Origin of the sequence: Micromonospora tarensis, assembly GCF_016803395.1 — a bacterium.
GTDB classification, from domain to species: Bacteria; Actinomycetota; Actinomycetes; order Mycobacteriales; family Micromonosporaceae; genus Micromonospora; species Micromonospora tarensis.
This window is the reverse complement of record NZ_JAEVHL010000002.1, coordinates 104,479-115,028: the sequence shown is the minus strand read 5'-3', so window position 1 is coordinate 115,028 and position 10,550 is coordinate 104,479. Positions and strand designations below refer to the sequence as shown.

The 10,550-nt window shown below is 70.2% G+C and carries 6 protein-coding genes; 1 reads left to right on the top strand and 5 read right to left on the bottom strand.

Annotated elements, in window-relative coordinates; translation table 11 throughout:
- Positions 1-261: 261 nt before the first annotated feature.
- Positions 262-1,104: a DUF2231 domain-containing protein gene (locus tag JM949_RS01220; RefSeq protein ID WP_238432353.1), complete on the bottom strand. Its 843-nt coding sequence runs from the start codon at positions 1,102-1,104 to the stop codon at positions 262-264.
- A 117-nt stretch (positions 1,105-1,221) separates the two neighbouring features.
- Here JM949_RS01220 and JM949_RS01215 point away from each other — a divergent pair, with 117 nt between their 5' ends.
- A complete protein-coding gene (locus JM949_RS01215; protein ID WP_203146606.1) occupies positions 1,222-2,022 on the top strand; it encodes a crotonase/enoyl-CoA hydratase family protein in 801 nt (266 codons plus the stop codon).
- A 1-nt stretch (position 2,023) separates the two neighbouring features.
- Here the strand turns inward: JM949_RS01215 and JM949_RS01210 are convergent, their stop codons facing one another.
- The 4 genes from JM949_RS01210 to JM949_RS01200 all read right to left on the bottom strand — a co-directional run bounded on the left by JM949_RS01210 (position 2,024) and on the right by JM949_RS01200 (position 10,465).
- The gene (locus JM949_RS01210) at positions 2,024-5,722 is read right to left on the bottom strand and encodes a discoidin domain-containing protein (RefSeq protein WP_203146605.1); all 3,699 of its coding nucleotides are present in this window, start codon (positions 5,720-5,722) and stop codon (positions 2,024-2,026) included.
- Positions 5,723-5,813: 91 nt separating this feature from the next.
- Positions 5,814-6,623: a discoidin domain-containing protein gene (locus tag JM949_RS40135; protein WP_456320228.1), complete on the bottom strand. Its 810-nt coding sequence runs from the start codon at positions 6,621-6,623 to the stop codon at positions 5,814-5,816.
- On the bottom strand, positions 6,518-8,662 hold the full coding sequence (locus JM949_RS01205; RefSeq protein ID WP_238432352.1) for a glycosyl hydrolase family 28-related protein: 2,145 nt from the start codon (positions 8,660-8,662) through the stop codon (positions 6,518-6,520). The genes JM949_RS40135 and JM949_RS01205 overlap by 106 nt, the downstream gene beginning before the upstream one ends.
- 138 nt (positions 8,663-8,800) lie before the next feature.
- The gene (locus tag JM949_RS01200; protein ID WP_203146604.1) at positions 8,801-10,465 is read right to left on the bottom strand and encodes a glycoside hydrolase family 13 protein; all 1,665 of its coding nucleotides are present in this window, start codon (positions 10,463-10,465) and stop codon (positions 8,801-8,803) included.
- Between the last annotated feature and the right edge of the window lie 85 nt (positions 10,466-10,550).

Sequence of the window (10,550 nt, the reverse complement as noted above, 5' to 3'; positions counted from 1 at the left end):
ATCACCTCTCCCGGCGGGCTGGCTGTTCCCGGCGGGATGACCCCTTCCGGCGATGCGGCCACGCCCGCTGACCCGTCGGGCTGGGGCGGACACGGGCTCGACGGGGTACCGGACGGGCCGCCGGTGGGTCGGCACCGGCGTAGCTCGTCCTGACAGCGATATACCTGTGAGTCATAAATATGACTCACAGGTATACGTGTCGAGAGCAGGACCCTGGTCGCGGCACGGCTGCCCCGACACTGACGATCGGCACCCCGCTGCTCAGGGCAGGCGGGTCTGGAGCACGCCGTTCTCGATCCGGGTCGGCAGGATCTGCTGGTCGTTGCCGGACGGCCCCTGCACGACCTCGCCGCCGTTGAGCCGGAACGCGCTGCCGTGCCACGGGCAGACCACGCAGGCGTGACCGTCGATCTCCTGCACCTCGCCCTCGCCGAGCGGCCCGCTCTGGTGCGGGCAACGCTCCAACATCACGGTCACCTCGTCACCGTGCCGGTAGAGGATCACCGAGATGTCGTCGTCCACCTCTCGGGTGATCAGGGTGCGTTGCGGCAACGTCGCCATGTCGCCCAACGAATGCCAGCCGTCGGTCATCCGGTGCAGCTCGGAGATGCTCTGGTTGACCTGCGCCCCCTGCTTGTACGCGAGGTGACCCCCGATGTAGGCGCCGACGCTCACCGCGGAGAGCCCGAGGAAACCGAGGGCACGGCCCATCCCGTTCCGACCGGACAGCCGTGCGGCCAGCGAGCCGGCGTAGAGCGTCAGGCCGACGGTGTTCGCGGCGGCGTGCACCAGGCCGACCCGGCGTTGGTCCCGGGCTAGCGCGGCCCAGTCGTTCAGCCCGGCGACCGCCGCCGGCACGGCGCTGACGGTGCCGAGGCCGACCAGCACGGTCGCCGGCCTCCGTTGACCGGGCATCAGGTCCAGCACCGCGGCGCTGATCCACGCGCCGACCGGCACCTGCACCATCGCCGGGTGGAGGGGATGCCCGAGGGTCACCCCGTGCAGCAGGTCGCGCAGCCGCCGTGGGCGCAGCGTGCCCAGGACCACGCGCTGCAGCCGGTCACCCGCCCGATCCAGCCGGGAGTCCTGCTCAACTTTCGTCATGAGTGCTCGCACGGGTACCGACTTCCCGGCGGATGAGGTGGCAAACCGGTCTCGCGCGACGAATTGTCACCGCCGGCGCACGTGCGGTGGGCGGGTCGGGGCGGGCATGCTGTGCTGATGGTCGTGAGGGTGGAGCGTTCCGGGCCGGTCACCACCGTTGTGCTGGATCGGCCGGCCGCTCGCAACGCCGTCGACGGGCCGACGGCCCGGGCGCTGGCGGACGCCTTCCGGGCCTTCGAGGCCGACCCCGGCGCGGCGGTGGCCGTGCTCTGGGGTGCCGGTGGCACGTTCTGCGCCGGTGCGGACCTCAAGGCGATCGGCACGCCGAGCGGCAACCGGATCGAGCCGGAGGGGGACGGGCCGATGGGTCCGACCCGGATGGCGCTCAGCAAACCGGTGATCGCGGCGATCTCCGGGTACGCGGTGGCCGGTGGGCTCGAACTGGCGCTCTGGTGCGACCTGCGGGTCGCCGAATCCGACGCGACGCTCGGGGTGTTCTGCCGCCGGTGGGGAGTGCCGCTGATCGACGGTGGCACCGTTCGGCTACCCCGGCTGATCGGCGAGAGCCGGGCGATGGACCTGATCCTCACCGGCCGCGCGGTGCCGGCGGATGAGGCGTACACGATGGGGTTGGTCAATCGGGTGGTGCCAGCCGGCCGGGCGCGGGCGGCGGCCGAGGAGTTGGCGGCGGCGATCGCCCGGCATCCGCAGACCTGCCTGCGCAACGACCGGGCGGCGCTGCTGGCCGGCGCGGGGCGACCCGAGCCGGAGGCGCTGGCGACCGAGCTGGCGTACGGGATGGACTCGCTGGCCACTGACGCGGCGGCCGGTGCGGCCCGGTTCGCCGCGGGCGAGGGCCGGCACGGCACGACGCCGCCGGGAGGGATGGACCTCCCGACGGCGTCGGCTACCGGGTGACTCAGTTGCGGTTGATGGTGAAGGTTGTCGTGGTGTTGCGGATGTCCTGGTAGTTGTTGGTCAGCCGCAGGTTGTTGAAGGTGACCGAGCCGACTGCCGGGCCCTGACCGGGTTCCGGCTGCTCGTTGGCCCAGATCGCGTAGCCCGACTTCGCGTCGTACGCGTCACCGCTCTTCTTGACGCCGCTGATCGAGATGTTGGTGAACACCGTGTCGGTGATCGGGTTCTCCGGCTGCGATCCGGTGTACTTGGTCTGGAACATGATCCCGGTGTACGTCGGATCGACGATGTCCACGTCGGACACCCGGATGCCGCGGAACTCCTTCGAGGCGGAGAAGACCCAGATCGCGGGGAACGTCTGGGAGCCCCAGAAGTGCCCGCCCGCTCTGATCAGCGAGATGTTCTGGAACTGGGTCGGTGGGCTGGCCCCGAACCCGATGAACGGGTAGCCGAAGTCCAGCGAGCTGATGGTGATGCCGGAGTACGTCAACATGTCCGCGATGTAGAGGTTGCGGAAGATGTTGTTGTAGCCGCCGTACACCGCCAGCCCGGCCGCCCGCCAGGTCAGCGTGGCCGAGAGGTTCTCGAACACGTTGCCGTTGTTGCCGACCGACGCACCCTGGTCGGTGGCCGAGAAGAGGGCGAACGCGTCATCCCCGTTCGACCGCCCCTCGGTGTTGGTGACCAGGTTGTTGGTGCTGCCGTTGGTCAGGTTCACCCCGTCGGCGAAGGTGTTCCGGAAGCGGCTGTTGCGGATGGTCAACCCGCTGACGCTCACCCCCCAGTACGCGCAGACGGTGTGCTCGACCCAGACGCTGTCGAGCGTCATGTTGTCGACGTCCTTCAGCTCACCCCAGACCTTGCCCGGCCCGTCGATGCGGTTGGTGTAGTTGCCGAAGAAGGCCAGGTGCGAGAAGGACGACCCGCTGGCCGAGGACTCCACCCGGAATCCCGCGTCGGTGTTCTGCTGGTTGGTCGGCGTCTGGAAGCGGGTGTACCACATGCCCGCGCCGACCACGCTGATCGGTTTTCCGTACACCTGGAGCTTCTGGGCGGTCTCGTAGGTGCCGGCCGGCAGGTAGACGCCGAGCAGGTTGCCGGTGGTGTCCATCCGGACCGCGTCCAGCGCGTTCTGCACGTCCTGGTGGCTGAAGCCGCTGGGCACCCGGTAACGCGAGGGGTCCGGGTTGGCCCGAGGCGCGACCAGCTCCAGGTTGACGAAGTCGATCGCGTACGTGGTGGTGTTGGCCGGGTCCTTCTGCAACCGGATCTTGCTGCCGGCCGGGATGGTCGAGTTCAGCATCACGTTCGCCTCGTCGTACAGGTGGCGAGGCGGGCCGGCGCTGGGCGAGTCACTCGGGCTGGCCTCCGCGCCGTACAACCAGATGTGCTTGGAGGTCAGGTTGATCGGCTTGTGCAGGGCGCCGTTGACGTAGATGTTCAACGTCGAGTCGATGCCCCCACCGCCCGCCGAGTCGGGGATGGAGAAGCGGGTGACCAGGGTGTTGGTCGCCGCCCGGGTGGTCCACTCGACGTACGAGCCGGTGCTGTTCAGGGTCACCGCCCGACGCCCGGACGCCTCGCCGCCCAGGTTGCCGATCTCCCGGTTCGGGCCGACCTGCCCGGCACCGCCGCCGGTCGTGCCGTCCTCGGCCTCGTACATGTCGTAGCCGAGGTTCGCGCCGCGACCCACGAAGAGCGGTCGGTCACTGGTGTTGTTGGTCTGCTTGACCGGCAGCTCGTTGCCGTCCACGGCGAGCACCACCCGGACGGTGTACTTGCCGTTCGCGGCGGTCCAGGTGCCCAGGTTGATCGGGCCGACCGTCGCGCCGGCGTTGATCACGCCGGAGTACGAGCCGGTCAGGGTACGGACCGCCGTACCGGACTCGTTGAGCACGGTCAGGGTGATGCCGTGCGCGCCGGACGCGGACGCCTGGTTGCCGGCGTTGCGGATCGACACGGAGAAGGTGACGGTGCTGCCCGGCGGCGGGTTGCCCGGTGACCAGTCGACAGCGGAGGCGACCAGGTCGGAGCTGGCGACCGCGCCGACCACCAGCGGGCTGGGGTTGGTGTAGCTGTTGTTGGTGTCGTCCTGCTCGACGACGGTGTTCGACTCGTCGACCTTCGCGCTGAGCGGGTAGCTGCCCGAGTCGCGGGTGCCGATGCTGGCGCTGACAGTGGTGGAGGCGCCGGCCGCGAGACCACCGACCGACGCGGTGCCGACCCGGGTGGAGCCCAGGTAGAAGTTGACGTTGGTGGCGCCGGAGGCCGCCGAGCCGGCGTTGCGCACGGTGGCCGAGAGGGTGATCGTGCTGGTCTCCACCGGTGCGGACGGGCTGAACGACATGCCGGTCACGGTCAGGTCCGGGTTCGGCGCGGGGGTGCCGAAGACCTGGAACTCGGCCACCTGCCCGGCCGGTGCGCCGGTGTTCGAGGCGATCGAGAGCCGTACGTCGGCCGCCGCGCCGGAGACCGGGATGGTCACCGTGTTGCCGCTGCCCGGGTTGAAGGTGTAGTTCGTCGCGCCGACCAGTGTGGTGAAGCTCGACGAGCCCTGGTCCCGGCCGAGCACTGTGATGTTCTGGGTACGCGCGCCCCACGACGAGTCCGGGTTGAGCTTCACCACGACCTGGCTGAGGGTCGCGTTCGCGCCGAGCTGCACGGTCAGCGTGCTCGGGTTGCCGTTGCCCTCCCAGTAGGTGGCCACGTTGTTGTCGTTGGCGTTGGTGGCCACGAACGTGTGCACGAACCCGGAGGCGGTGATCGGCTTACCGATCGCCAGGTTGCTGCCGGTGGGCGGGTTGCCGGTGCCGGTCCGGGTCACTGTGTTGCTGTTCGCCGACTGGTTGCCGGCCGCGTCCTTGGCCCGGACGTAGTACGACACCGTGGCGCTGTCCGCCTGGTTGTCGGTGTAGGTGAGCGTCGAGCCGTTGACGCTGCCGCGCAGCGCGCCGTTGGCGTAGACGTCGTAGCCGGTCACCCCGACGTTGTCGGTGGACGCCGACCAGGTGAGCCGGATCTGCCCGCTGGCCGGCTGGGTGTACGCCAGGTTGCCGGGAACGCTCGGGGCCTGGGTGTCGGTGCTGCCGGTGGCGCCGTACACCTCGACCTCGGAGAGCTGCGCCGCCGGCCAGCCGGTGTTGCCGGTGACCTGCACGCGTACGTAGCGGGTGCTGGCGGCGGTGAAGCTGACCGTCGCGGTGTTTCCACTGCTCGGGTTGAAGGTGTAGCCGGCGGACGCCTTCAGGGTGCTGAACGTCGAGCCGTTGGTGGAGCCGAGCACCGACAGCGTCTGGGTGCGGGTCTGCCAGTCCGACGAGGGTGGCAGCTTCAGCACCACCCGGTCCACGTTGACAGTGGCGCCCAGGTCCGCCTGGATCCACTGCGGGAACGCGTTGTTGGCGCTCTCCCAGTAGGTCGACGCGTTGCCGTCGTTGGCGTTTCCCGCCACGTAGTTCTGGTTGTAGCTGCTGGCGGTCATGGTGGCGGAGAGCCCGGCGAGCATGGCCACCCGGGCGGCGGCCGCGACCGGGTCGGCCGCCGGTGCCGCGTTCGCCACGGGGGTGACGACCGGGGCGGTGGCGAGAAGCATTCCGGCGAGCGCGCCGGCGAGTATCCGACGGCGCGTGCGGGCGGTGCGGGGGACGGTGCTGGGCGCGCCGGTTGGCGGCGTGCCTCGTCTGGTGCCGGTCCTGGACATGGGGTCGCTACACCTCTTTCGGGGGTGGGTGTGGGTGCGTTGCCCGGCGACGGGTGCAGGGGTACGCCCGCCGTTCCGCGACAGGTGGGGGCTAGCTGGAATAGACCTCGAACTCGCTGAGCTGGCCGGCCGGCCAGCCGCTGTTGCCGGTGACGGTCAGCCGGAGGTACCGCTGGGTGGTCGCCGTGAAGGTCACGGTGACCGTGTTGCCGCTGGCCGGATTGAAGGTGTAGCCGGCGGACGCCTTGAGCGTGGTGAAGGTCGAGCCGGTGGTGGAGCCGAGCACCGCCAGCGTCTGGGTACGCGTCTGCCAGGCCGATGACGGTGGGAGCTTCAGCACGACCCGGGACACCGAGCGGTCGGCGCCCAGGTCCACTGTCAGCGACTGCGGGAAGGCGTTGTTGGCGCTCTCCCAGTAGGTGTTCGGGTTGCCGTCCACCACGTTGGGGGCGGCGTACACGTCGGAGTGGCTGGTCTCGGTGATGGACCGCCCGGCCGCCAGGTTGCCGCTCGGCGGCGGGGTGGTCGGCGGTGGGGTGGTCGGGGGCGGCGTGGTCGTCGTGCCGCCGTACACCTCGACCTCGGAGAGCTGCGCGGCCGGCCAGCCGGTGTTGCCGGTGACGGTGACCCGGAGGTAGCGGCGGTCACCGGAGGGCAGCCCGATCGACACCGCGTTGCCCGTGCCGGGGGCGAAGACCCGACCGGCGGACGACGCCAGGGTGCTGTACGACGAACCGTCGGTGGAGCCGAGCACCGACAACGTCTGGGTGCGTTGCTCCCAACCGCTGGGCAGCTTCAGCACCACCCGGTCGACGGATCGGGACGCGCCCAGGTCGATGGTGACCGACTGCGGGAACGCGTTGTTGGCGCTCTCCCAGTAGCTGGCCGCGTTGCCGTCCACGACGTTCGCCGCCGTGTAGCTCTGGTTGGTGCTGGTCGCGGTCGTCGACGGCCCAGCGCCAGATTTCCGCTGGTGGGAGGCGGCGTGGTCGGCGGCGGCGTGGTGGGCGGCGGGGTGGTCGGCGGCGGCGAGGTGGGCCCGCCGCCCCACTGCGGGTTCGGCCACGGGCCGCAGTACGGGGTCGGGGTGTACCAGCCGGAGTTACCGGAGCCCTGGGTGATCTGGAAGCCGGCACCGACGCAGTTGTGCATCGGGTTGCTCTGCGCGATGTTCGTGGCCCGCACGTTGGTGAACGACACCTGGCTGTTCGCCTGCACCTGGAGCGCGTACGTGCCGGCGCCGTCGATCCGGACGTTGTTGAGGTTGATCCCGTTGGTCTGACCCTCGATCCAGTGCAGCGCCGCGTAGGAGCTGTCCAGGATGTCGGTGTCGGTGATGTTGATGGTGGGGTTCTGGAACGCCTCGTTCAGCGCGGAGAACCAGATCGCGCCGACGCCGAAGTTCCAGTTGTAGTCCGAGTTGCCGTTGCGGATCAGGGTGTTCCGGGCGATCGTCCAGGTGCCCTGGACCCCGGTGGCGCCCTGCACACCGGGGTAGCGGTTCGCGACGTGGATGCCACCGCCGTTGGTGAGCGAGTCGGCGGTCACGTTGTCGGTGATCTTGATGTCCCGACCGCCGTAGCTGACCAGGTGGTTCGCCAGCAGGGTCACCCCGATGGTGTTGTGGGTGAACGAGTTGTTGACGTTCGGGACGTTCTGCGCCCACATCGCCAACGCGTCGTCACCGGTGTTGCGGACGAAGGTGTTGGTCACCGTCGAGTTGGTCACCCCGGTGTGGAAGTTCACCCCGTCCGCGGTCTGGTCCAGAATCCGGCTGTTGCGGATGGTGAAGTTGTCCATCGGGCCGTCCATCCACGCCCCGACCTTGGTGTTCTCCAGCCACAGGTTGTCGACCACCGAGTTGGTCATCGCGCCGCCCAGCGCGTTGACCTGGTCGTCGTCGACCCGCTCGCGGATGTCGCCGATGATGGCGAAGTCCCGCAGGGTGACGTTGCGGCTCGGCCCGTTCGCCTCGTGCGCCCGGACCGGGCCGGTGTAACCCCCACCGGGGACGTACTTGCCGTAGATGCCGACGGACCTGTTCCGCTCGGTGGGGTGCCGGCCACCGAGCACCGAGTACCAGGGCCCGGCGCCGCGCACTGTCACCCCGTCGACCACCACGTGGTCCCAGAGGGTGAACGTGCCGGTCGGAATCCAGACCGCTCGGCCCTGGGCCTTGCCGGCGTCGATCGCCGCCTGGAACTTCGCCGTCGAGTCGGTCGCGCCGGTCGGGTCGGCGCCGAAGTCGGTGACCACGTCGATGACACCGGAGGGCTTGGCGATCGGTGCGACCAGCTCGAAGTCGGCCAGATCGATGGTGAAGGTGGGCGACTGGGCGGTCGAGGAGACCTGCAACCGGATCTTCGTACCGGCCGGCTGGGTGCTGCCGAACAACGCCCGGGTCTCGTCGAAGAAGTGGTGCGGGTTGGTGTCGCCCGGGTTGTTGTTGAACGGGTAACCGCCGTAGTACCAGCCGTACCTCGACGTCACCGGTACCGACTTCAGCAGGTTTCCGTTGGCTCGCAGGTCGATGGCGGCGTCCCGGCCGGTACCGGCCGGGCTGTCCGGCAGGCTGTACCGGAAGGTGACCGCGTTGGCCGGGGCGGTGAGGGTGAACTCGACGTACTCGCCGACGGCGTCGAGGGTGACCGCCTCCCGGCCGGACGCCTCGGACGGCAGGGTGCCGTAGCGCCGGTCCGGGCCGATCTTCGTGCCGTTGTGGGCGGTCTTCTCCGCCTCGTGCTCCACGAACGGGACTGTCGCTCCCCGGCCGGGGATGTCGAAGGGGGACAGGCCGGCCGCCGCCGCAGGGGTGGCGTTGCCGGTGACCGCGAGGGCGGTCAGTGTCGTCGCCGCGAGCACTGTGGCGGCGATGGCGGCCAACAGTGCCCGGGTCGGGTGTCGAAGGTGGTGCGGGGTGCCGGTGGTGTGGTTGGCCATGAGCTGCGCTCTCCCTTTCGTCAGGCAGGCCAGGTCCCCCCGTGTCGGTGCGGTGTCGCGCGTCCCCCCTCGGTTCTCCCTTCTTGGTGGTGTGGGGCCGGCGGCCGGGACGGGCCGCCGGCACCACGGCGAGCAGAGTCAGGTCAGGCCGGGTCCGTCCGCCGCGCGCGGCCCGTCCGCCGATTCGGTGGTACGAAGCCAGACCGCGGTGTCGGACGGCAGCAACCCGTCGTCGAGCGGCCCGCTGGCCAGCAGCAACTCCCCCTGAGCTGGCATCGGCACCGGTACGGCGGAGAGGTTGACCAGGCAGCTGAAGCCACCGCCGCGGCTGAACGCGAGCACCCCGTCCGGGGCGGGCAGCCAGGTCAACTCGCCGTCGCCGAGCGCCGGGTCGGCCCGCCGGACCTGGATCGCCGCCCGGTACAGCTCCAGCATCGAGGCCGAGTCGCCGGTCTGCGTGCTGGCCGTCCGGTCCTTCCAGTCGGCTGGCTGTGGCAGCCAGGGCGCGGCGGCGCCCTCGGGACTGAACTCGAACGGCGGCTCGTCCCCGGCCCAGGGCAGCGGTACCCGGCAGCCGTCCCGACCGGGGTCGATCCGGCCGGACCGTTCCCACATCGGGTCCTGACGCATCGCGTACGGGATGTCCTCGACCTCGTAGAGGCCCAGCTCCTCGCCCTGGTAGACGTAGGCGGCACCGGGCAGCGACAGCGAGAGCAGCGCGGCGGCGCGGGCCCGACGGGTGCCCAACTCCAGGTCCGTGGGGATCCCCTCGCGCTTGGCGGCGAAGCTGAACCGGGTGTCCGCCCGACCGTAGCGGGTGACGTGCCGGGTGACGTCGTGGTTCGAGAGCACCCAGGTGGCCGGCGCGTTGACCGGCGCGTGCGCGCTCAGCGTCCCGTCGATGCTCTCCCGCAGCGCCGAGGCGTCCCACGCGCAGCCGAGGAAGTCGAAGTTGAACGCGGCGTGCAGCTCGTCCGGGCGCAGGTAGTTGGCGAACCGCTGCCGGTCCGGCAGCCACACCTCGCCGATCAGCGCCCGGTCGGGGTACTCGTCGGCGACCCGACGCCAGCCCCGGTAGATGTCGTGCACTCCGTCGAGATCGTGGAACGGGTGCGGCTGGTCGGGCTGCACCTCGGGCAACGTCCCGTCCTTGACCAGCAGCCCGGCCGAGTCGATCCGGATGCCGTCCACGCCCCGGTCGAACCAGAACCGCAGGATGTCCTCGAACTCCGCCCGCACCCGGGGGTGGTCCCAGTTGAAGTCCGGCTGCTGCGGGGCGAAGAGGTGCAGGTACCAGTCGCCGGGGGTGCCGTCCGGGTTGGTGGTCCGGGTCCAGGTCTCGCCGCCGAACTCGCCGACCCAGTCGGTGGGCCGCTGGTCGCCGTTCGGGCCCCGGCCGGGACGGAACCAGAACAGGTCCCGCTCCGGTGCGCCGGGCCCGCCGGCGAGCGCGGCCTGGAACCACGGGTGCGCGTCCGAGCAGTGGTTGGGCACCACGTCGACGATGGTCCGGATGCCGAGCTCGTGCGCCTCGGCGATCAGCGCCTCCGCCTCGACGAGAGAGCCGAAGACCGGATCGATGTCGCGGTAGTCGGACACGTCGTAGCCGGCGTCCGCCATCGGCGAGGGATACCACGGACTGAACCAGATCGCGTCGACGCCGAGCGCGGACAGGTGATTCAGCCGGGACCGGATGCCGGCGATGTCGCCGATGCCGTCGCCGTTGCCGTCGGCGAAGCTACGCGGATACACCTGGTAGATCACCGCTCCACGCCACCACGGACTGCTGTCTGCTGTGGACACGAGCACCTGCTTTCTGGGTCAGTACGTCGGCGGGTTCGCCGGACCTGAAGGTGTGTCGGGCGAACGCCAGTCGCTCGCCACGGGA

What these genes read in the sequence shown, in the direction of transcription:
- JM949_RS01220 (WP_238432353.1), bottom strand. Translation starts at nt 1,104, where the DNA reads ATGACGAAAGTTGAGCAGGACTCCCGGCTGGATCGGGCGGGTGACCGG.
- JM949_RS01205 (WP_238432352.1), bottom strand. Translation starts at nt 8,662, where the DNA reads ATGGCCAACCACACCACCGGCACCCCGCACCACCTTCGACACCCGACC.
- JM949_RS01210 (WP_203146605.1), bottom strand. Translation starts at nt 5,722, where the DNA reads ATGTCCAGGACCGGCACCAGACGAGGCACGCCGCCAACCGGCGCGCCC.
- JM949_RS01215 (WP_203146606.1), top strand. Translation starts at nt 1,222, where the DNA reads ATGGTCGTGAGGGTGGAGCGTTCCGGGCCGGTCACCACCGTTGTGCTG.